This window comes from Marinobacter nauticus ATCC 49840 (assembly GCF_000284615.1).
GTDB classification, from domain to species: Bacteria; Pseudomonadota; Gammaproteobacteria; order Pseudomonadales; family Oleiphilaceae; genus Marinobacter; species Marinobacter nauticus.
Genome location: NC_017067.1, coordinates 77,262 through 99,707, shown reverse-complemented (window position 1 = coordinate 99,707; position 22,446 = coordinate 77,262). Strand labels below are relative to the sequence as shown.

At 61.6% G+C, this 22,446-nt stretch carries 17 protein-coding genes; 8 read left to right on the top strand and 9 right to left on the bottom strand.

What is annotated here, in order from left to right:
* Nucleotides 1-2: 2 nt before the first annotated feature.
* From MARHY_RS00400 to MARHY_RS00385, 4 genes are read left to right on the top strand one after another with little or no spacing between them, the layout of a single operon-like run.
* Entirely contained in the window at nt 3-1,412 is a 1,410-nt protein-coding gene (locus tag MARHY_RS00400; protein WP_041654414.1) for a D-arabinono-1,4-lactone oxidase, read from the top strand.
* A 2-nt stretch (nt 1,413-1,414) separates the two neighbouring features.
* The gene (locus MARHY_RS00395; protein WP_014420071.1) at nt 1,415-2,719 is read left to right on the top strand and encodes a DSD1 family PLP-dependent enzyme; all 1,305 of its coding nucleotides are present in this window, start codon (nt 1,415-1,417) and stop codon (nt 2,717-2,719) included.
* 60 nt (nt 2,720-2,779) lie between these two features.
* Entirely contained in the window at nt 2,780-3,250 is a 471-nt protein-coding gene (gene ybaK / locus MARHY_RS00390; protein WP_014420070.1) for a Cys-tRNA(Pro) deacylase, read from the top strand.
* Nucleotides 3,251-3,254: 4 nt separating this feature from the next.
* Complete coding sequence (locus tag MARHY_RS00385; protein WP_014420069.1) at nt 3,255-4,448, top strand: cation:proton antiporter; 1,194 nt, start codon at nt 3,255-3,257, stop codon at nt 4,446-4,448.
* 75 nt (nt 4,449-4,523) lie between these two features.
* On the opposite strand, the gene MARHY_RS00380 is transcribed toward MARHY_RS00385, so the two are convergent.
* The 9 genes from MARHY_RS00380 to MARHY_RS00340 all read right to left on the bottom strand — a co-directional run bounded on the left by MARHY_RS00380 (nt 4,524) and on the right by MARHY_RS00340 (nt 17,833).
* Entirely contained in the window at nt 4,524-6,767 is a 2,244-nt protein-coding gene (locus MARHY_RS00380; RefSeq protein WP_041654413.1) for an NADP-dependent isocitrate dehydrogenase, read from the bottom strand.
* 465 nt (nt 6,768-7,232) lie between these two features.
* Nucleotides 7,233-9,221: an acetoacetate--CoA ligase gene (locus MARHY_RS00375; protein ID WP_014420067.1), complete on the bottom strand. Its 1,989-nt coding sequence runs from the start codon at nt 9,219-9,221 to the stop codon at nt 7,233-7,235.
* Between the two features lie 16 nt (nt 9,222-9,237).
* Nucleotides 9,238-10,017: a 3-hydroxybutyrate dehydrogenase gene (locus MARHY_RS00370; RefSeq protein WP_041654412.1), complete on the bottom strand. Its 780-nt coding sequence runs from the start codon at nt 10,015-10,017 to the stop codon at nt 9,238-9,240.
* A gap of 56 nt (nt 10,018-10,073) precedes the next feature.
* On the bottom strand, nt 10,074-11,444 hold the full coding sequence (locus MARHY_RS00365; protein ID WP_014420065.1) for a TRAP transporter large permease: 1,371 nt from the start codon (nt 11,442-11,444) through the stop codon (nt 10,074-10,076).
* Between the two features lie 17 nt (nt 11,445-11,461).
* Nucleotides 11,462-12,079, bottom strand: a complete 618-nt coding sequence (locus MARHY_RS00360; protein ID WP_014420064.1) for a TRAP transporter small permease subunit — start codon at nt 12,077-12,079, stop codon at nt 11,462-11,464.
* 78 nt (nt 12,080-12,157) lie between these two features.
* Complete coding sequence (locus tag MARHY_RS00355; RefSeq protein ID WP_014420063.1) at nt 12,158-13,243, bottom strand: TRAP transporter substrate-binding protein; 1,086 nt, start codon at nt 13,241-13,243, stop codon at nt 12,158-12,160.
* Between the two features lie 322 nt (nt 13,244-13,565).
* A complete protein-coding gene (locus MARHY_RS00350; protein ID WP_407635398.1) occupies nt 13,566-15,011 on the bottom strand; it encodes a sigma-54 interaction domain-containing protein in 1,446 nt (481 codons plus the stop codon).
* Between the two features lie 103 nt (nt 15,012-15,114).
* A complete protein-coding gene (locus tag MARHY_RS00345; protein ID WP_041654410.1) occupies nt 15,115-17,217 on the bottom strand; it encodes a 3-hydroxybutyrate oligomer hydrolase family protein in 2,103 nt (700 codons plus the stop codon).
* A 253-nt stretch (nt 17,218-17,470) separates the two neighbouring features.
* Nucleotides 17,471-17,833 (bottom strand): DUF6164 family protein, encoded by a 363-nt coding sequence (locus MARHY_RS00340; RefSeq protein WP_014420058.1) that lies wholly within the window; start codon nt 17,831-17,833, stop codon nt 17,471-17,473.
* Between the two features lie 87 nt (nt 17,834-17,920).
* On the opposite strand from MARHY_RS00340, the gene MARHY_RS00335 reads away from it, so the two are divergent.
* The 4 genes from MARHY_RS00335 to MARHY_RS00320 are packed head-to-tail and all read left to right on the top strand — an operon-like array spanning nt 17,921 to nt 22,420.
* Nucleotides 17,921-19,333, top strand: coding sequence for a DUF2868 domain-containing protein (locus MARHY_RS00335; RefSeq protein ID WP_041654408.1), 1,413 nt, complete (start codon nt 17,921-17,923; stop codon nt 19,331-19,333).
* Nucleotides 19,330-20,760, top strand: coding sequence for a GTPase/DUF3482 domain-containing protein (locus MARHY_RS00330; RefSeq protein ID WP_014420056.1), 1,431 nt, complete (start codon nt 19,330-19,332; stop codon nt 20,758-20,760). Before MARHY_RS00335 ends, MARHY_RS00330 begins: the two co-directional genes overlap by 4 nt.
* A 50-nt stretch (nt 20,761-20,810) precedes the next feature.
* Nucleotides 20,811-21,206, top strand: a complete 396-nt coding sequence (locus MARHY_RS00325; RefSeq protein ID WP_022991806.1) for an ectoine synthase — start codon at nt 20,811-20,813, stop codon at nt 21,204-21,206.
* Between the two features lie 11 nt (nt 21,207-21,217).
* Nucleotides 21,218-22,420, top strand: a complete 1,203-nt coding sequence (locus tag MARHY_RS00320) for an MFS transporter (RefSeq protein WP_014420054.1) — start codon at nt 21,218-21,220, stop codon at nt 22,418-22,420.
* Nucleotides 22,421-22,446: the final 26 nt, after the last annotated feature.

Below are 22,446 nucleotides of genomic sequence, written 5' to 3'. Positions count from 1 at the left end.
CGATGCAACGGCGCCATTTCCTGCAGTTACTGGTCAGCACTGCCATCGCCAGCCATCTGACCGGTGCCACCGCCAGTGAGAGCGCATTGCCGGCTGCGGGCGAGCCATCACAAAGCCCTTTGCCCTGGCGAAACTGGTCCGGCTCCCAGACCTGCCTGCCCGAAAACCGGATTGCTCCGGCCAACATTGACGAGCTCCGGCATCTGCTGCAGAACCCTGACCATGTGGGGACTACCATACGGCCCGTGGGGTCCGGGCACTCATTCTCGGCCCTGGTACCCACCGACGGCATTCTGGTCTCATTGGCGCGCATGACCGGTGTTCTGAGCCACGATGATCAGCAGTGCCAGGCCCGCATCGCTGCCGGAACCCTGCTGGGGCAGGTGGGCCGGCCGCTGGAGGCCATCAACCAGGCATTGTTCAACATGCCGGACATTGATCAACAGGCCCTGGGCGGACTGTTGGCCACTGCAACCCACGGCACCGGCGCCGGGTTGATGAGCCTGTCCGGCTATGTCGAGGCTCTCACGCTGATGACCGCCGGGGGCGAGCTACTGGAATGCAGCCGGCACCAGCACCCGGAGATTTTCCACGCCGCCCGGGTTGGCCTCGGCTGCCTGGGCATTGTGACCGACGTGACCCTGCAGAACACCCGACCTTACCGGTTGCGCAAGACCACCGAGTGGCTGCCACTGGACGACATTCTGGATGCTGCCGATGCCCGCGCCGACCAGCATCGCAACTACGAATTCTATTACATTCCGTTCTCCGGCATGGGTTTTACCAGTCAACATGATCTGACCGACGAACCGATATCGGCCACCGCCCAGCTGGACCAGAACGACGGCGCCCGGGATCTTCAGCGGGCGCGGGACTACCTGGCCTGGTCGCCCCGGTTACGCCGGTTGATCCTGGGCGGCTATATCCGCTCCCTGGACAAAGAAGTGAAAGTGGCCGCGTCCTGGCAGAATTACACCAGCGACCGCAATGTCCGTTTCAATGAAATGGAATACCATTTGCCGCGGGAAAACTGGCAGGCGGCCTTCCGGGAGATTGTTTCTTTAGTGGAAGCAGAGTTTCCCGAGGTGTTCTTTCCCTTCGAGGTTCGCTTTGTGAAGGCCGACGATGCCTGGCTGAGCCCGTTTTACCAGCGTGATTCCGTTTCCATTGCGGTACACCGGTTCTTCGAGGAAGACTATCAACCCATGTTCACAGCGCTGGAGCCGATTTTGCTGCGGCACGGCGGCCGGCCCCACTGGGGCAAGCTCAACACCCTCAAGTCCGGTGATTTTCGGGCCCTGTATCCCAGGTGGCAGGATTTTCTGGAGGTGCGGCGCAGCCTGGACCCGGGCGGGCGGTTTCTCAATCCTTACCTGGCCGGCCTGTTCGAGACGGCGGGGGAGAGCGCGTAACCATGGCCCACAGTGATGCCTTCGTTCGACAACGTCGCCGGCTTCTACTCGGCGCCACCGCCCTGGGTGCCGCCGGCGCACTGGCCTGGCTGCGACCAGAAGCCCGCCGGGACGGTCATCACCCCTATTTCCAGGCCCTGGACGCCGCCCTTTCCAAGGCTGGCCTGGCAACCCCGACGCTGGTGCTGGATCAGGCCAGGCTGGATCACAACCTGTCGGCCCTGAACAGTCACCTGAACGGCGAGTACCACTACCGCATTGTGGTCAAATCACTGCCTTCTCTGCCGTTTCTGCAACGGATCATGACGGCTACCGGCAGTAACCGGCTGATGGTTTTCCATCAACCCTTTCTCAACGCCGTGGCCGATGCCCTGCCTCAGGCGGATGTGCTGATGGGCAAGCCGCTCCCGGTGGCCGCCGTTGACCGTTTCTATCGGCAGCTCACAGCCAGTACCACCGGCTTCCGGCCAGAACAGCAACTGCAATGGCTGGTGGATTCCCGGCAGCGGCTTGAGGCCTATGAAGGCTTCGCCCGGGCACAACAACGCCGGCTGCGGATTAACCTGGAGATCGATGTTGGCCTACATCGTGGCGGGTTTACCGACACCGGTGACCTGGCTCGGGTCCTCACCATGATTGAACGCTCGCCCTGGCTCAGTTTCAGCGGGTTCATGGGCTACGAACCTCATATCATGAAAGCACCGGGGCCAGCGGCCTGGCTGCGGGACCGGGCCATGGCGCGGTATCAGGATTACGTGTCCACCGCCGAGCAACACCTGGGACGCTCACTGACAGACCTGACACTTAACACCGGGGGATCCACCACCTATCAGCTCTATCGCGGGCTGTCCGGCGAGCTGCCCGTGAATGAGCTCTCCGCCGGTTCCGGCCTGGTAATGCCCACGGATTTCGACCTGCCAACACTGTCTGACCACCGGCCCGCGGCGTTCATTGCCACGCCGGTCCTGAAGCTGCTGGAAAGCACCCGAATTCCCGGCGCACCCGGGCTGGGCAGGCTGCAGGCACTGTGGAACCCGAACCGGGCCCGCACGGCTTTCATCTACGGCGGCAACTGGCCGGCAACGCCGGTGTCACCGGCAGGATTAACCCCCAATCCGGTCTACGGCCGATCCAGTAATCAGGAAATGCTGAATTTCGCCGATGGGCTCGACCTGGCAGAGGGCGACCGGGTGTTCCTGCGGCCGCACCAGAGCGAATCGGTCTTCCTGCAGTTTGGCGATCTGGCCGTCTTTGATCCGGTCAGGGGCGCCATTTCCGACCGCTGGCCGGTGTTCCGGGAAGGATGAACTCGTTGGCGGCACATGCTTTAATCGGTGCTACGTTCGATCCAACCGACAGGAACCGTCATGACCCCCGCAATCAACGCCGCCAAACAGGCCCAGGTGAATTTCATCATTCACGAGTATGAGCACGATCCGGCTGCGGAAAGCTATGGCGAGGAAGCGGCGGAAAAAACCGGTGCGAACCCGGCCCAGGTGTTCAAGACCCTGGTAGTCAGCCTCGATGGTAAGAATCTCGCGGTGGGCATCGTACCGGTCACCGCCATGCTCGGTTTGAAACAGATTGCCAAGGCTGCCGGCGCCAAGAAAGCCGTCATGGCCGACAAACAGCTGGTGCAGCGCACCACCGGCTATGTCCTGGGTGGGGTCAGTCCCCTGGGCCAGAAAAAACCTCTGAAAACCTTCATCGACCAGTCTGCCGAGGGCTTCGAAACGGTCTTTGTCAGTGCTGGCAAACGGGGCTTGGAAATCGAACTGGCACCCGCCGATCTGGCCCGACTGACCCAGGCCCGGTTCGCTCCGCTGCAACAGGAGTAAGGGGGTGAATCACGCCAGCGACCTGATCCTTATCGGTAGCACCCTGCTGCTGGCACTCGCGGCCCACGCCGTGGGCCAGAAGGTACACGTGCCCCGGGTGACCCTGCTGCTGTTGCTGGGCGCCCTGGCTGGACCGGATCTTCTTGACCTGCTGCCGGATAACGCAGACCAGAGCTTCAGCCTGATTACCCAGTTAACCCTGGCGATGGTGGGGTTTCTGCTGGGTGAACGAATGTCGGCACGGGATCTCAGGCAGGGAAAGGAAGCGCTGATTGTCAGCCTGGCCGTCACGTTGCTGACCGCCATGGCCGTCATCCTGGCGGTCTGGGCCGTAACCGGCAACCTGCCGGCAGCTCTGCTGCTGGGCGGCATCGCCACCGCCACGGCACCGGCAGCGACCCTGGATGTCCTGCGCGAAGCGGGCGCCAACGGTCCGCTCACCCGGCTGGTGTTTCAGGTGGTCGCCATCGACGATGCCTGGGGCGCCATACTGTTCAGTGTTCTGTTGGTGGCGGCCGGTCTGTTGCTGGGCAACGGCGACCTGAGCGGGCCCACGGCCATGTTGCACGGGCTCTGGGAAGTGGCAGGCTCGGTGCTGCTGGGTATGGTACTGGGGTTTCCCATGGCCTGGCTGACCGGGCGGCTACGGCCGGGTGAACCCATGCTGCTGGAATCCGCCGGGTTTGTCTTTGTCGCGGCGGGGCTGGCCAGCTGGTTTGGCCTGTCGTACCTGCTGACCTGCATGACTCTGGGCATTGTGGTGGCGAACCGAGCCCGACATCACGTTCGGCCGTTCCGTTCCATCGAAGGCATTTCCGAGCCCTTCCTGGCACTGTTTTTCTTCATGGCCGGCTACCAGCTCGACTGGCTGGCGCTACCCACCCTCGGTGCGCTTGGCCTGGCCTATGTACTGGCCCGCATTGGCGGCCGGCTGGCCGGTGGTTACCTGGGCGGCCTGCTCGCCGGCTCCGCTCCGGAAACCCGGCAACGTATCGGTGCCTGCCTGATGCCCCAGGCCGGCGTTGCCCTGGGCCTCGCCCTGGTGGCCACCGAACGGCTGCCGGAGCTTGGCTACATTCTGCCGTTGGTGATTGGCGCTACGGTGGTATTCGAGTTGATCGGCCCGCCAATGACGCTGCTTCAGCTACGCAAGGCCGGTGAAACCGGACAGAGCTACCAGGGAGAGCCAGATCAATAAAAAACCCGGTGAGCTTCAAGCGCACCGGGTTTCGGGGATTCATGCCGGGCCCGTGGCCCGGCTGAAACACTGGCCTTAATTCACGGAATCCCGTGCCTCGGCCAGGATCTTGTTGAAAGTGGCGCTCGGCTGCATAACCTCGCACACCTTCTCCATGGGCGGGTGGTAGTAACCACCGATATCGGCCGGATGGCCCTGCACCACGGTCATTTCTTCCAGGATCTTGTCCTTGTTCTCCTCCAGCTGGGCAGACAGCTTGGTGAAGAATTCTTTCAGTTCCTTGTCTTCATCCTGTTTGGAGAGCTCTTCCGCCCAGTAGCGGGCCAGGTGGAAGTGTGAACCACGGTTATCCAGCTCGCCGGTTACCCGCGACGGAGACTGGTTGTTTTCCAGCAGTCGCTCGGTGGCCTTGTCCATAGTCTGGCCCAGCAGGCGGGCACGCTCGTTGTTCTGCTTCTCGCCCAGCTCGTCCAGGGACACCGCGGTGGCCAGGAACTCACCCAGGGAATCCCAGCGCAGGTGGTTTTCCTGAATCAGCTGCTGTACGTGCTTGGGTGCGGAACCGCCGGCACCGGTCTCATACAGACCACCGCCGTTCAGCAGCGGCACGATGGACAGCATCTTGGCGCTGGTGCCCAGCTCCAGGATCGGGAACAGGTCGGTCAGGTAGTCACGCAGCACGTTGCCGGTGACAGAGATCGTGTCCAGGCCGCGAATCAGACGCTCCATGGTCCAGCGAATGGCGCGAACCGGAGACATGATGCGAATGTCCAGACCTTCGGTGTCCAGGTCAGCCAGGTAGGTTTTGACCTTCTTGATCAGTTGGGCATCGTGGGCACGCTCATCGTCCAGCCAGAATACGGCCGGCATGCCGCTGGAGCGGGAGCGGTTAACCGCCAGCTTGACCCAGTCGCGGATCGGCAGATCCTTGGTCTGGCAGGCACGCCAGATATCGCCTTCCTCAACCTTGTGCTCGGTCAGGACAGTGCCGTCTTCGGCCACAACGCGCACGACACCGTCTTCCTTCATTTCGAAGGTCTTGTCGTGAGAGCCGTACTCTTCGGCTTTCTGTGCCATCAGGCCCACGTTCGGAACGGTACCCATGGTGGTGGGGTCAAACGCGCCGTGGGTCTTACAGAAGTTGATCACTTCCTGGTAGATGGTGGCGTAGGTGGACTCCGGCATCACCGCCTTGGTGTCCTTCAGCTTGCCATCACGGGCCCACATCTTGCCGGAGTTACGGATCATCGCCGGCATGGAGGCGTCGACAATGACGTCGCTCGGCACGTGCAGGTTGGTGATCCCTTTAACAGAATCGACCATGGCGATTTCCGGACGGTGCTCGTAGCACGCGTGCAGGTCTTCCTGAATCTGCTCCTGCTTGGATTCCGGCAGTTGCTTGATCTTCTCGATCACGGACGACAGGCCGTTGTTCGGGTTAACGCCGATTTCCTGGAACAGCTCACCGTACTTGTCGAACAGCTCCTTGTAGAAAACCTTCACCGCGTGACCGAATACGATCGGGTGGGAGATTTTCATCATGGTGGCTTTCACGTGCAGGGAGAACATCACGCCGGTGTTCTCACAGTCGGCGATGGCGTCCTCAAAGAACTTCACCAGCGCCTTCTTGCTCATGAACATGCCGTCGAGCACCTCGCCTTCCTGCAGCGGCAGGTCGGATTTCAGAACGGTCTGTTCGCCCTTTTTGTTCTCGAACACGATGCGGGCGTTGGTGGCCTTGTCCAGGGTCACGGACTGCTCGCTGGAGTAAAAGTCGCCACCGCGCATGTGCGCCACGTGGGTACGCGAGGCCGGGCTCCATTCGCCCATGGTGTGCGGGTACTTACGCGCGAAAGCCTTGACCGCGGCCGGCGCGCGACGATCGGAGTTACCTTCACGCAGTACCGGGTTAACGGCACTGCCCAGCACCTTGCTGTAGCGGGCGTGAATTTCTTTCTCTTCGTCGGTCTCCGGGTGCTCCTTGTACTCGGGCACCTTGTAGCCTTGCTCATTCAGTTCTTTGATCGCGGCACGCAGCTGCGGAATGGAGGCGGAGATGTTCGGCAGTTTGATGATGTTGGCGTCCGGATCCTTGGTGTACTCACCCAATTCAGCCAGGGCATCCGGAACCCGCTGGTCTTCCTCAAGGTAGTCCGGGAAGCCTGCCAGAATACGCGCCGCGAGAGAGATGTCGCTGGTTTCGAAGTCGATGCCAGCCGGCTTGGCGAAGGTTTCCAGGATGGGAAGCAGTGACCGGGTGGCGAGGGCGGGAGCCTCGTCGGTCAACGTGTAGACAATCTTGGCTTTGGATGATGTCATTTTCGTCCTCAGGCTATTGGGTGGGTTCAGGACGGTCATGGCGCGGTCGGGCGTCTTGTGAACGTCCGGTCGGGCCAGTGACTGATTCGGAACTTTTGATAGACCTACTAAGATAGCATTTTTTACAAAATTTTGGTTACGATCTTAGTATAAGAACGGACTTAAAATGCCTGATCTTCCGTGACAGGACGATGAAATGGCGGGAATTTACGAAACTTTCTAACATTTATCAGGTATGGGGTAAGCGTGACAGGGGGAGAGCTTTCCAAAACACGCTGTGAATACCTCCCTGTACGCTCTGCTCCGCCATCCATGGCTCCGCAAGGTTTTGGAAAGCTCTCCCCCTGCCACGCCCAAACGATGTACGGGTAGTCCAATTTCATCGTCGCAGAGTTCGCAAATATGGGCTGTTTTGTCGACAAAACAGCCCATATCGGCACACTTCACATTCCCCTTTATCCAGAATCAGTCGGGCAACAACCCTGCTTGCGCCAAACGTTCCCGAATCCGGTCCAGCGCTTCCGGGTTGCCCAGTGCATCCCGGTTGTCGGCTTTCCTGGAGCCGTTGATCAGCCGGGCCACCGCGAGTTCCACTTTTTTGCCGCTACGGGTGTAGGGAATGTCCGGCACCTCGACAATGTGTTTGGGCACATGTCGGGGGCTGGCACCTTCGCGGATTCGGGTTTTCAGGGTTTTGACCAGGTCGTCGGTGACGTTCTGGCCTTCGGCCGGAACCACGAACAGCACCACTTCCACGTCGCCGTCGATCTGGCGTCCGACCACGAGGCTGTCTTTAACCGCGTCAACGGTTTCCACCTGACGGTAGATTTCGGCGGTGCCGATGCGCACGCCGCCAGGGTTGAGAGTGGCGTCGGAGCGGCCGTAGATGATGGCGCCGCCGTGTTCGGTGAACTCGATGAAGTCGCCGTGTGCCCAGACGCCGGGGAAGGTATTGAAATAGGCATCTCGGTAGCGTTCACCGTCCGGGTCCTGCCAGAAGCTGACGGGCATCGAGGGCAACGGTTGGCGGCAGACCAGTTCGCCCCGGCCTTCGCTGACCGGCTGGCCGTCGTCGCCGTAGGCGACCGCGTCCACGCCCAGGAAGCGGCACTGGATTTCACCTCTTCGCACCGGTAACAGTGGTGTTGATCCCACAAAGCAGCCGCAGATGTCGGTGCCGCCGGCGATGGAGCCCAGCAATACGTTGGGAGCACCGTCGGTATAGATCCAGTCGTAGTCTTCCGGCAACAGCGGGGAGCCGGTGGAGAACACCACGCGCAGGTGGCTCTGGTCCAGGGTTTTCGCCGGTTGCAGTTCAGCTTTGCGGCAGCCGGCGATGAAACGGGCGCTGGTGCCGTAGTGGGTGACCCGTTCTTTCGCTACGGTTTCCCACAGGAAATTCAGACTCGGGTAACCCGGGGAGCCGTCGACGGTGATCACGGCGGCGCCGGTCATCAGGGCAGAGGCCTGCCAGTTCCACATCATCCAGCCGCAGGTGGTGAAGTACAGGAAGCGGTCTTCCGGGCCAACATCACCATGGAGCATCAGTTCCTTGGCGTGGTTAACCAGCAAGCCGGCAGTACCGTGCACGATGCACTTGGGTTTGCCGGTGGTGCCCGAGGAATAGAGGATGTACACAGGGTGATCCGGATCAACCGGGGTGAACGAGGGCGCCTCGCCTTCACCGACCTTCAGGGCATCATCCCAGGTGGTAACCAGTTCGCCGGGGATCGGTGCTTCATCGGGCAGTTGGGCAATGCTGACCACCACCTTCAGGGAGGGCAGGCCAGCGATCAGCTCGGCAAAGTCGTCCTGGCGCGCGAACACTTTGCCGCCATAACCGTAGCCGTTGACCACAACCAGGGCTGAGGGCTCGATCTGGCCGAAGCGGTCGTTGATGGCGCCGATGCCGAAGTCCGGTGATGCGGAGCTCCAGATCGCGCCCAGGCTGGTAGCCGCCAGCATGCCCACCAGGGCTTCATAGCCATTGGTGACCACACCCGCCACCCGGTCGCCCTTGGTAATGCCCTTGCTGCGCAGGAAGGCTTCCAGAGCACCGGCGTCGGCTTTCAGCTCGGCGTAGGTCTTGCGCAGTGCCGGGCGGGTTTCGCAGTAGGCCACCACCGCTTCTCTATCAGCATGGTCGCCGTCCGCCAGCCGCAGCAGGTTGGCGGCAAAATTCAGTTTCATGCCGGGGAACCATTCCGCACCGGGCATTTCCCGGTTGCCAAGCACCTGTTTGGCCGGTGTCTCGCAGACCAGGCCGCAGTAGTCCCAGACTTTCTGCCAGAAGGTGTCCAGTTCGGTAATCGACCACTGGTGCAGGGCGTGGTAATCATCAAAGGGGCCAAAGCCCTGTTGCTCCAGCCAGGCCTTGAACTGGCCCATGCGGGAACGGGTGAGGGTGTCCTGGTCCGGGGTCCAGACAACCGGTGATTGTTCTGTGTTGCTCATCCGTCTCTCCAGAAAATTACTGCATATGCCAGCCGTGGCTGACCACGATCGACTGGCCGGTCAGGGCAGCGGACGGGAAGGCGGCCAGATGCACCGCCAGTTCTGATACGTCTTCCAGGGTGGTGAACTTCCCGTCCACGGTGTTCTTGAGCATGACCTTGCTGATCACTTCTTCTTCGGAAATGCCCAGCTCTTTGGCCTGCTCCGGTATCTGCTTGTCCACCAGCGGTGTGCGCACAAAGCCGGGGCAGATAATGTTGCTGCGTACCCCGTGCTCCGCACCTTCTTTTGCTACTGCCCTGCACAGGCCCAGCATGCCGTGCTTTGCTGCGACATAGGGCGCTTTCAGGGGCGAAGCTTCCACTGAGTGTACCGAGCCCATATAGAGCATAGTACCCCCACCTTGGGCGTACATCTGGCGCAGGGCCGCCCGGGTCACCAGGAAGGCGCCGTCCAGGTGCACGTTCATCACCTTGCTCCAGTCGGCATAGGCCAGCTTGTGCACCGGGTCGATATGCTGGATACCGGCATTGGCCAGGGCGACATCGAGCCTGCCCCAGTGTTCAACGATGGAAGCCACGCCCTGGTCAACCGCCTGTTCGTCGGTGACATCCATGGCCAGGGCCAGGGCCGTGCCGCCGGCCTGTTCAATGGCTGCCACGGTGTCGGCGGCGCTTTCGAGGGTCAGGTCTGCCACCGCCACCCGGGCCCCTTCGCGGGCGTAATGCTCAGCAATGGCGCGGCCAATGCCCCGGCCGGCGCCGGTAATCAGGGCAACTTGATTGTGAAGACGCATGGTCACAGTCTCCTTTCAGGATTGGAATTGTTATTGGAATCCGCAGGGAGGGCCGGTCAGCCCCCTCCGTATACCTCGTTGGGCAGCCAGGTGGCCAGCGGCTCGAACCAGAACACCAGGGCCAGCGCCAGCAACTGCAGGGCAATAAACGGCAGTACGCCCAGATAGATATGCCGTGTGGTGATGCCCGGCGGGCACACGCCCTTGATATAGAACAGTGAGAAACCCACCGGTGGCGTCAGGAACGAGGTCTGCAGACAGATGGCGAACATGATGGCAAACCACACCGGCTCCACGCCCATCTTGAACAGCACCGGCGCGACCAGCGGCAGGATGATCAGGGTGATTTCCACCCAGTCCAGAAAGAAACCGAGCAGGAAGGTGATGAACAGCACCGTCAGCAGGACCCCGGTGGTACCGAAAGGCAGCCCGGTAATGGCGCTTTCAATCACCTCGTCACCACCCAGGCCACGCAGCACCGAGGCAAACACCGTGGCACCGATAAAGATGCCGAAGATGAAGGCCGAGGTGCGGCTGGTCTGGTACAGGGATTCTTTCAGGGTGGCCATGTCCAGCCGCTTGCTGACAAAGGCCATCAACATGGCGCCACCGGCACCCACCGCCGAGGCTTCTGTGGTAGTGGCAATGCCGAAGAAAATCGAACCCAGTACCGCAATGATCAGGGCCATCGGTGGCAGCACCGCTCTCAGCACATCCAGCCAGGCCCGGGCGTCCAGCGGCTGCCGGTTCTTCGGCGCGGGCGCCAGGTCTTTTTTCAGGAACGACGCTATGAGAATGTACAGGATGTACATGGCCCCGAGCATGATGCCCGGAATCAGCGCCCCCATGAACAATTTGCCAACCGAGGCATCTGAGGTACCCAGGCGATCCGCCATCAGCACCAGCATGATACTGGGTGGCACCAGGATACCCAGGGTACCCACGGAACAGGCCGTGCCCACGGCCAGGGATTTGTTGTAGTTGGCCTGCATCATCGGCCCCAGGGACAACATGCCCAGCAAGACCACGGAGGCCCCGACAATACCGGTGGAGGCGGCCAGCAGCACGCCGACAATCACCACGGTGATGGCATAACCGCCACGCAGCGGGCCAAGCACCCGCACCAGGCTGTGCATCAGTTTCTCGGCAATGCCGGAGCGGTCCAGCATGATGCCCATGAAAATGAACATCGGCAGCGCCACCATCAATTCATTGGCGACAATGCCGTAGATTCTGGCATCCAGCACCCCCATGGTGCCTTGCCAGGTAAACCAGAGCGGGGAGTCGAAATACTCCACCATCACGTGTCCGACAATGGCGAACACAAGACCAATACCCGCCAGTGACCAGGCTACCGGGAACCCCAGCAGCAGGAGCACCATGAAGCTGGCGAACATGGCGATAACAAGAATCGCTTCTACACCCATGACGTCTGCCTCGTGATTCAGGGATTGGGATGGCCGGTAGACCGGCGATCGTCTTCAGGGGGCGTTACGGCCCGGGGGAACCCGAACAGGAACGTGGCGCAACGCAGGAACCGGGAGAACAGCGCGATCATCACGAAGATCAGTCCCAGCGGCAGCATGCTTTTGAAAATGAACCGGTACGGCAGACCACTCGGGGCCTGGGAACGCTCGCTGTAGGTCCAGGCTTTCCAGGCGTAGGGCACCAGCACTTCCACCATCAGGTAGATCACCGGCAGCGCAAGCAGGGCAATGCCCAGCAATTCAATGACGGCCTGGGCCCGGGGCGGGAACTTTTCTTTCAGCACGTCGACCCGCACGTGGTCGTCACGCACCACGGCGTAGCCCAGGGTCAGCATGGTGGCAGTGCCGAACAGGTGCCAGGACAGCTCTTCCAGTGCAATGGAACCCTGAGACAGCACGTATCGTGAAAACACGTTGATAAGCACCACCACCAGTACACCGATCCACAGCCAGGAAGCAAAACGGCCGACCGCCACCACCAGGCGATCCAGGCGCCAGGCCAGGGCGTTGGTGGGCAGAAAATCCTCGCCCGGTGCCGGGGACTGCTCACCCCCGGAGACATTGGTATCAGTCACAACAACCTCGAATAGTCCGGATGCAGAGTGGGAATGCAGGCGGCATCAACGCCGCCTGCCATGATCATCATCCGCTGATCAGTCGTACTGGTAGAAATCCCGGGGCAGGTAGCCCTTGGAGTGCCAGATGGAGTGATGTTCCATGAACTCACGCTGGCTGGTGAGAACGCGCTTGAACATTTCGTCCTTGGCGGCGATTTCATCCAGCACCTCGTTGGTGACCTTCTGCAGCTCCCGCAGGACAGGCTCCGGCAGGGTCTGGGCGGTTACGCCTTCTTTCTCATAGTCACGCAGGGCGGTTGGCTGGGCCCACTCGCTCTCGGCGAAACCCTTGAGCGTGGCCGACTCACAGCCCATTTCGATGAGGGCACGGGTTTGTGGCTCCAGCTTGTCCCAGGTGTCCTTGTTGACCAGCAGGTGCGAGGTGGTCAGGGTCTGGTGCCAGCCAGGCATGATGTAGTTCTTGATGATCTGATCCAGGCCCAGCATCTTGTCGATGGCCGGCTGGGAGAACTCGGTGGCATCAATGGTCTTGCGCTCCAGGGCCTGGTAGATCTCGCCACCCGGCACCATGGTTACCGATGCGCCCAGCTTCTCCAGGACCTTGCCGCCAATGCCGGCAAAGCGGATCTTCAGGCCGTCAAAGTCGTCCATGCCCTCGATGGGCTGCGCGAACCAGCCAGCGCCTTCCGGGCCAATGATGGAACACAGCATCGGGTGAATGTTGCGCTCCGCGTAGATTTCTTCCAGCAGCTCGCGGCCATCGCCCTCGTAGTACCAGGCCAGATACGCAGGTGGCTCCATGTTGAAGGGTGCGCCGGAATACAGCGGCAACGAAGCAATGGTGCCCTGGTCATAGCCGACCCAGGTGTAACCGGCGGGGTATTTGCCACTGCCAACGGCGTCCATGATTTCGAACGGCGGCACCAGTTCGCCCGGCTCGTAATAACGCAGCTGGATATCGCCACCGGAGATATTCTTGAGATTCTCGGTAAGGTGCTTGACCGGTGTGGTCAGACCCACCAGATGGGATGGAAACGCCAGAGGAACCTGCCAGCGAACCTTCTCTGCGGCCACGGCGTCCGCACTGGCCAGACCACCGGTGATAACCGCGGCGGCGGTAATGCCATAGGTCAGTTTTGAAAGCTTATGCTTGATCGACATGAAATGGATCCTTTTTGTTGTTGTCGTACAGCCACCGGTTCTTGCCGGCGGGCTACGTCTGAAACTGATCAGACAACGCAGGAAACCATAGCTGACTTTGGGTCGGGTCCAACGAGTTTGCGCCAGCTTTGTTTTCTTACGTTGTTCTGACGTCCTGCAAACAGGCTATAGCAGACACCGTGCCACAGCCGATAATGCCTTTTATTTCATGCGGATAGATATTTGCGGCAGTTCTGGAGCCAAGGCAGCTGTCCGGCAATCCGGACACTCATCGACAATAGTCTTAGGTGATTGTACGGATAACGGGACAGCCGTCCGGAAATCAGGACAATCTGGCCAACTTCTCGTAGAGCACGGAACGGGAAATCCCCAGCAGCCGGGCGGCCTTGGTCCGGTTGCCACGGCAGGTCACCAGGGCCTCTTCAATGGCCTGGGCTTCAGCCTCAGCCACAATGCGGGCCAGCGGGCGCACAGAGCGGGCGGGCACCGGCGAGACCAGGCGCTGGCCAGCACGGGGCAGCACTTTAAAGATCGCGTCCGCATCCAGTAAATCGCCATCCTCACTCATGGTCAGGGCCCGCTCCAGCACGTTGCGCAATTCCCGGATGTTGCCCGGCCAGTCGTAACTGCCCAGCGCCGCGACGCCGGCATCGGTAATCTCGCCACGCATGTCCTGGCCCTCGCAGATTTCACCCAGCAGGGCTTCGCACAGCACACCCAGATCGGCCAATCGGTCCCGCAGGGGTGGGATATTGATCTCCAGCACATTCAGCCGGTAATAGAGGTCTGAACGAAAGCTGCCCTCGGCAATCATGGCCTCCAGGTTGCGACTGGTGGCCGCAATCACCCGCACATCCACTGTCGTTACCTTGTTCGAGCCCAGAGCCTCAATTTCCCCCTCCTGCAACGCCCGCAACAGCTTGGCCTGCAACGGCAGCGGCATATCCCCCACCTCATCCAGAAACAGCGTGCCCCCGTTGGCCAGTTGGAACTTGCCCTCCCGGGTACGACGGTCTGCACCGGTGTACGCGCCCGGGGCGACACCGAAGAATTCCGCCTCCAGCAGGTTTTCCGGCACCGCAGCCACGTTCACACCAACAAAGGGCTTATCTGCCCGGGGCGACACCGCATGGATAGCCTGGGCTAACACCTCTTTGCCGGTGCCGGTTTCCCCCAGCAGCAGTACCGGCATGTCCCGGCCTGCCGCCAGTCGCGCCCGGCGCTTTACTTCGAGGGCCGCCGGACTGCCACCGACAAAATCGCCCAGACTGTAGCGGGTGCCACGGCTTTTCTTCGCCAGGGCCTTGCGGGCAGCAGCCAGATCCCGGTGCAGGCGCCGGTATTTGGACACCAGCGGTGTCAGCGGTTGCAGGTCATCGTAGAGCACGAAGGCAACAGCACCGACAATGCCGCCCTGATCGTCGTAATACGGCAGTCGGGTGACCACCAGTTGCTGCTTGTTGTGTTCCATGATGTCCAACAGCAGGGGCTTCCCGGTTTCCACCACCTCAGGCATCCGGGTCTGCGGAATCACCTTGCGCACCGGTTTGCCAATGGCGTGGGAAGGGTCCACCAGGCCCAGCAACTGGGAATAACTGCCGTTGATCCAGGTAATGTTGGTTTCCCGATCCACTGCAATGGCACCGGCACTGGCCTCCTCAAACATCGGGAACAGGGCTTCGATCAGGTCACGGGTCAGGCCGCTCTTGTTCTTGTTGGTAAACAACTCGCTCATAGTCCGCGTGCTCACGGGTGGGGATGGTTTCATGGGCAATCCTTGGGCGTCCGGATTTCCGGACGCCGTCACGGGAGTATAGGAAGCCCCCGGTGCGGGGGCAAACCTCCAAAGGTGGCATTTCAACCGTCGGTAATCAGTCCGGGATCTGCAACTGGTTACCGGTGAAGACAATCCGGTCCGCTTCCGCCGGTTCGGATTGAATGGGAGGCAGGTTCGCCAGGGTCAGGGGCGTGGTCAGGCTGCCCCGGGGCACCGTGCGCACCACCTGACTGGGCGGCAGCGGCTGTTTGTCGGTGAGATGGGCCCACACCAGATCCAGCGCCTGGAAGTAGTAGTGGTGCAACGGCACATAGCGGTCACCGATGCCCGGAAAGCCGTTGAGCACGTCCAGGTGATGGGCGTTGAGGATTTCGTAATAACGCAGATTGCTGTGCCGGCCTTCCACTGCCTGGTTCAGGCCGACATAGGGTCGGGAGGTGTGGTTAATGGGCAGGATGGCATCGGCCCGTCCGGTGACAAACACCGTCGGCTTGCGCTGCAGGTCTCCGCTGGCCCGCACCGCTGAAATGCCACGGCTAATGGCTTCATGCAGCTCGGCCCGATCGCCCTCGAGGGGCTCGCCGGTCACCACATCCCTGCCTTCGGCAAGACTTCTCAGGCACAACAGGGCATCCAGCCCGTAATCCACCTGGCTGGAACTGGGCGAAGCGCTAACGGCAAGGTTCGTGGGCTGGCCCTCAGCGTCGTCGTAGACCAGGTTGACACCAGCCGAGGGCGGAATGCCGTTACTCGCTGCAAACAGCGCCGCCTCGGCCGCAGGCATCAGTGGCACCACTGCCCCGGCACTGCCGGTCGCCGCCAGGCTCAGGCCACACACTCTGTCTTCAACACCCGCGCGGCCGTATGCATTGGCGTAGGTCATGGCAATGCTCTGGGCGACCGCCAGGCCAAAATGCACTGGCGCCAGCAGGTTCTGCTCCGGCTGCACGCCGAAGTCCTCGTTCAGGATCCGTTGCGCATCGAGCGCCCAGTCATCCTGGGTAGCACCCGACACCAGCCCCTTGTTGAACAGGGAATGGCAGATGTTCTGGCCAGTCACCGGCGGATTGAACACGCCGTTCAGGGGGGCAAGGTCTCGGATGCCGGGGGCCTGGTTGGCACAACCCTGGTACACCGCCAGCGCGGTGGTGTAATCCAGCAGGCTGCGGCTGTGTTCCGTCAGTGCAGGGCCATTGCCCTGACGAATGCTGAAACTCCGGTCCACAGCCGGATTCACATTGGGCTCAGACACCGCCACACCATCAATCAGGCCTTTCTCGTCCTGTTCCGCCGCCCGCACCGAGGCTCCACCGCCGTTGGAAACACTGGAGGCAATCACCAGGGTGTTCCTCGGGTTGATGGTCCGGAGAATTTCACCATTACCCAGTTCCCGGCCATGGAGTGTGTTCAGCACATAGAAGCCGAACTCAATGGATTGCAACACATGCCGGCCCCAGTCTGCCTCCGGGTTCTGTTTGGAATGGGCGTGTTTCCAGGCGAAGCGATCCGGCCACTGGCTATTGAAATCATCCCGGCTCTGGGCGTCCAGATCCGCCCGGAACAAGGCTTCTTCAGGTTCTAGGGTGAGTGTTCCGTTCACGGACTGGGCGGTGTTTGTGGCGAGGTTATGGGCACCGGTACCGGTGCCCTTATCGGTATAAACCACTGCGCAGCCCTTTTTCAGGCCCCACTCCCCGGCGGTGCCAATGGCGCCGTAGATCCCGCGGGAACCCGAGGAGGGCGCGGTTACCATGCACGGAAAATCCGGATCAAAGCTGTCGGGCACCTGGGCCATTACCGTCACCGGCACAGTGGCGCCCGGCACCTGCATCAGCGCAATGAATTCCTGGCCCGGAATTCGGCCACTGGCGTTATCCACGGCCGGACCAAACAGGCTGCCATAGCCTCCGCCGGGTGCGGTATCCACCAGTGCCCGGTAATTGTTGTAGATGGCCAGCCGGCGCAACTCCGCCGGTGTCGGATTCAGGGCATCGACAAACGCCGGTGGTGTGGCACTGGCCAGACCCTCCGGCCCCAGGCCGGCGGTAAGAAGATCATCGGTATTGCCATCGTAATCGAACTGCTGGACATCACTCACCAGGAAATCAGGCAAGGAGTTGAACACCTCGCCCTTCTTGCAGGCAGTAAACGTTACCGTGGCAGCACCTATCAGGGTGCAGAGCATCATTCGTTTCATGGTCGGTCCTTGTTTGTTGTTGTTGAATCGGCCCCATGGGCGCCACGGCCCATGCGGATCCTGTGCCAACCGGACAAGACCATGAATATATTTAGAAAAATGAAAAATTACTGGCACTTGAGAGGGGGCTATTCCGGAATTCCGGACAGCGATTGCGCATGCAATAGCATGGCAGGCGCGCAGGACCGCCGCTGGCCGCAGATTGTCCGGCAGACCGAACACTGTCTGAAAAACCAGACAACGGGCAGTGAAACTAGCCTATTCGAACAAAGGGCAGCAAGCTGATTGCCGCAATTGCAGCGATGGCCAGGCAGGCCGCCAGAGTCCGCAGCGGATAGCGTCGAAACATGGAGCCGATACCACCGATTTCGCCGCGGGCCAGGCCTTGCTCATAGGCCTGGCGCTGCCTCTCGAAACGCTGACGCTGATACTCATCCAGCAACGCCTTGGCTCGCTCCGCCTCCTCCGCATCGTGAACCCAGAAGCCGCCCATGCTGATGCCCCAGCGGCTGGGCGGGGGCTCGTAGTAGCGCACCCCATGGTCCTCAAACAGAGCCCGGATCTCCTCGGCCTCGTCATCAGGTACATGGCGCAGATTCATGAGGTGATGGGGCATGGCGGGTCCATTGGCTGGTATCAGGATCGTAATTGCCTATATGCTAACAGCAAAGCACCCACGACCGAACTTGCATCAGGACACTGCATGAGCCCGAACCCCCTTCGTCTGCTGCTGGATTTTGACGACCGCATCCAGCGGGACAGGGATCAGCCCCCCGCCTTTCTCCACCGCCGGGACCGGCGCTTTGCTCTGGACTGCGAGCAGCAGGGAATAAAGCCCAGCCCTTCGCGCTGGCTGGCGCACATGGATCGACTGTCCGGCCCCGGCGGCGCCGTGACGGCTGGCCGTCGGGAACTGAAACTCTGGCGCCGGGCAACCAGCGGCTTCACAGGTGCCGGCTGCCTGATGGGCATCGTGACCATGCTGGGCCTGCTGTTCTATGACGGCGGCCAGCGCATCAACATCACTGTGATTCTGGCCTTTGTGCTGTTCCAGTTGCTGCTGGCACTGGCCACCACGGTACAGGCCATAGTCGGCTGGCAACCCTGGCGCTGGTTGCTGAAACGGCTGCACCTGGACCACGCCAGCCCGACCCGGGCCCGGATCCAGCCACTACTGATGGCGCAGGCGGCCCACGCCGGCGGCGTTGCTTTTGGTCTTGCCGGCCTGGCCACTCTGCTGATCATGGTGGTGGTTCAGGACCTGGCCTTTGGCTGGAGCACCACTCTGGATACCGCCGCTTCAGGCTACCACCATCTGGTCAGCGCCCTGGCGGCGCCCTGGTCCTGGCTGTGGCCTTCCGCGGTGCCGTCTCTGGAGCTGGTGGAGGCAACCCGATTCTTTCGCGCCGCTCCCGTCACAACCGGAGTCGAGCCTTCACGCTGGGGCCTGTGGTGGCCCTTCGTGGTCATGTTATGGCTGACCTGGACGGTGATACCGCGTGTGCTGCTGCTGATTCTCAGCCAAAGCCTGCTGCGCCGCCGTGCCACTCGGCTGATGGCGGGCCATCCCGGCATGAAGGCCCTGTTATACCGGATGGAAACCGCCACCCTGGATACCGGCAGCAGCCACAACGATGCCGCCGACCTGCCAGACACCCGCACCCGGGCCCAGCCAGACCAACTGCCAGACACCCCGCTGATGATCTGCTGGGCCGGTGCCGGCGAACCGGAGTTGCCCCAACGCCTGCAGGCTCCGGATTGCCGAATTTTCCGGGCCGGGGGCCGGGCCAGTCTGGCCCAGGATGAAGACGTACTGGCACAAGTAGGCATCCACCTGGCCGGCCAGGAACATCCGGCAGTCATTGTCGTCACCCGCAGTTGGGAGCCGCCCACCGGCGAGCTGCACGATTTTCTGGAGACCGCCCGGGAGCGCTGGCCCTCGAATAGCCGGGTAACCCTGCTGCCGCTGGCGAGCGATCCGAACCAGCCGCCGCAGACCCACCTGGTTCAGCCCTGGCTTCGGTTTACCGAACGCCTGGCTCCGGGCTTTGCCTCGGTGGCCTTGCCGCCTACCGAAGAGCCCAACCCCTATCTGGCCGGGAGTGCACAACCATGACCAATGCTCCGGTATTCGCCGTGGTCGGCCACCCGAACAAGGGCAAATCCAGTGTCGTCGCCACCCTGTCCCAGAATGACGCTATCGCCATTGCCCTGGAACCCGGTACCACCCGGGCCCGGCAGGACTATCCGCTGACCGTCGACGGCCGGAAACTCTACACCCTGGTGGACACCCCGGGTTTCCAGCGCCCACGGCGAGTGTTGCAGTGGCTGGAGGCGCACAGCATTTCCGCCTCGGATCACCCGGAAACTGCGCGGGCTTTTGTGCTCCAGCACCGGGGCGATGACCGGTTTGTCGATGAATGTGAATTACTGGCACCGATCGTGGAAGGTGCCGGGATCATCTATGTGGTGGATGGCTCGGTGCCCTACAGTGCCGAGCACGAGGCGGAAATGACCATTCTGCGCTGGACCGGGCGTCCGAGCCTGGCGCTGATCAACAGTATCGGTGAGGACGATTACAGCGACACCTGGCAGGCCGCACTGGGCCAGTTCTTCCAGGTTGTCCGCAAGTTCGACGCTGTTCGCGCCCCGTTTGAGCAACATCTAAGCCTGTTACGAGCGTTCGGCCAGCTGGAACCGGACTGGGAGGCGCCGCTGGAACGGGCCACCCGGTTCCTGTCCGAACAGCGCCGCCAGCGCCGGCGCCAGGCGGCAGGCCTGGTTGCCCGAGCCCTCGAAGACCTGATGTCATATCAGGAACGACGCACACTGACGCTCAACCAGATCGCCGAAACCAGCGATGCCAGCCTCGCCGAGACCCTGCGGGATCGCTGGTACCGGCACCAACGCCAACGGGAACAGGCCCTCAGAATCGACATTGAGCACCTGTACCAACATCAGCGCATACGCCGCCAGGAAGCCGAACTGCAGTGGCACAGCCAGCACGATCTGTTTTCCGAGGACACCCGCAAGCACTGGGCGGTCAGCAAGCGCTACCTGGCCACCGCGGGCTTTGGTGCCGGAGCGGTGAGCGGTGCCGGCATTGATGCCGTAACGTTTGGCTCGTCGCTGGGCACCGGCGCCCTGCTCGGAGGGTTGATTGGCGCTGCCGGCAGTTACTTCTACGGGGATCGCCTGGTTTTGCCGGCACTGAGCATCGGGCCCATGAAGGACGGCCTGAAAACCGCCAGCTTCGGGCCTGTACAGGACAGCCAGTTCGGCTATGTTGTGTTAGGGCGGGCGGTGGATCACTGGTGGCATATCAGCCAGCGGAACCACGCCGGGCGGGATTTGCTGGAACTGGAACCGGCCGACCATCACTGGCTGGAACAGCTCGACAAAGCCAGCCGGCGGGAAATCCAGAAAGCCTTCGAACGGTGCCGGAAACAACGAGCTCTGACCCATCAGCAGAGGGAACAATTTGCTGCCGCCATCGAGCAGGCCCTGGCGGCATACGACGACTGGCGGTTGAATCGAGCCTGAGGCGCATGTTTATACTGTATGGCTATTCCATCACAAAATGAGGAATGCGAATGAAAATCGTACGAGTGCAAGACATTATCGGTACCGAGCGTGAAGTCAGCGACAAGCAGTGGACCAGCCGCCGCCTGTTGCTGAAGAAGGATGGCATGGGCTTCTCCTTCCACGAAACCATTATCAAGGCCGGCTCCGAGCACACCTTCTGGTACAAGCACCACCTGGAAGCGGTTTACTGCGTGGCGGGTAACGGCCGCATCAAGGACCTCGCCACCGGCGAAGTGCACGAAATCACCGATGGCACTCTGTACGCCCTCGACAAGCACGACCGTCACACCCTGTACGGCGGCACTGAAGACATGCGCCTGATCTGCGCCTTCAACCCGCCCGTAACCGGCCGGGAAGTGCACGACGAAGACGGTGCTTACCTGCCGGATACCAGCGAAGACTGATTCGCTCCGCCGTGGCATTTCAAACCGCCGCGACCACACCGCCACCGCCAGCCCGATTGCTGCCGGTGGCGGTGTTGCTTTGGCTCGCCGGTGTTTATCTGCGCATCCCCGTGCTGGTAGCGCCGCCCCTGGCGCCCTTCATTGGCGATGAACTGGCCCTGACCCAGGCACTGACCGGCGCCCTGACCACTCTGCCCATCCTGATGCTGGCCATTGGCGCCATGCCCGGTTCGCTGGCCATCTCCCGCATCGGCCCACGAAACACACTGGCACTGGCCATGGTGATCATGGTCATAGGCTCCGCCGGCCGTGGTCTGGTGCCCGATACCGTCACCCTGATGATAGCCAGCGCCGTCATGGGTCTGGGTGTGGCGATGATGCAGCCAGCGCTGCCAGCCTTGCTGCCGCGTTGGCTGGAACCCCATCACATTGCTCTGGGCTCAGCCATCTACATGAACGGCATGCTCATGGGTGAGTTCATCGGCGCCGGCATTACCCTGCCGGTTCTTATGCCGTTGCTGGACAACAGCTGGCGCGCCACCATACTGGCCTGGTCGCTGCCGGCCCTGCTGGTGGTCGCCGCCCTGTTTCTGCCCAAACGGGACCTGGACCGCCCCGTCCGCAAAAGCGCCTGGCTGCCAGACTGGAAAAACCCGCTTACCTTGCGTCTGGGCCTGCTGCTGGGGCTTTCCGGCTCCATGTTCTTCGGCCTCAACGCCTACATGGGTAACCTGCTGGAACAACAGGGGCGTATCGGCCTGCTGTCCGAGGCCCTGTTCTGGTACAACATCGCCCAGGTCTTTGCCTCGCTGGTGATGCTGAAAATGGCACGGGCCTGGGTCGGCCGCCGTACCTTCATTGTCGTCATGGCGGTTCTCAGCATTGCCGGCACCGCCGGCACTCTGGTGCTCGAAGGCTGGTGGTTCATTGCCAGCGCCACGCTGATGAGCTTCGTGGCCGGCATTCTGCTGATCCTGTTGGTGGCGCTGCCGCCTTTGCTGGTGAACTCCGCCGAAACCGGACGGCTGTCTGCCGGCACCTTCCTGGTGGGCTATACCATGGCCTTCTCGGTACCCATGCTCGGCGGCCTGCTCGCCGACTGGACTGGCGACACCCGTCATGCCGTGATGGCCATGGTGGCCTACAGCCTGCTGGTATTACCCCTGGCTTTCACTCTGGACCTGAAACGAAAAAAGGATCAGCCCGCAAGCTGATCCTTTCTGAGATACCTCACTGACCT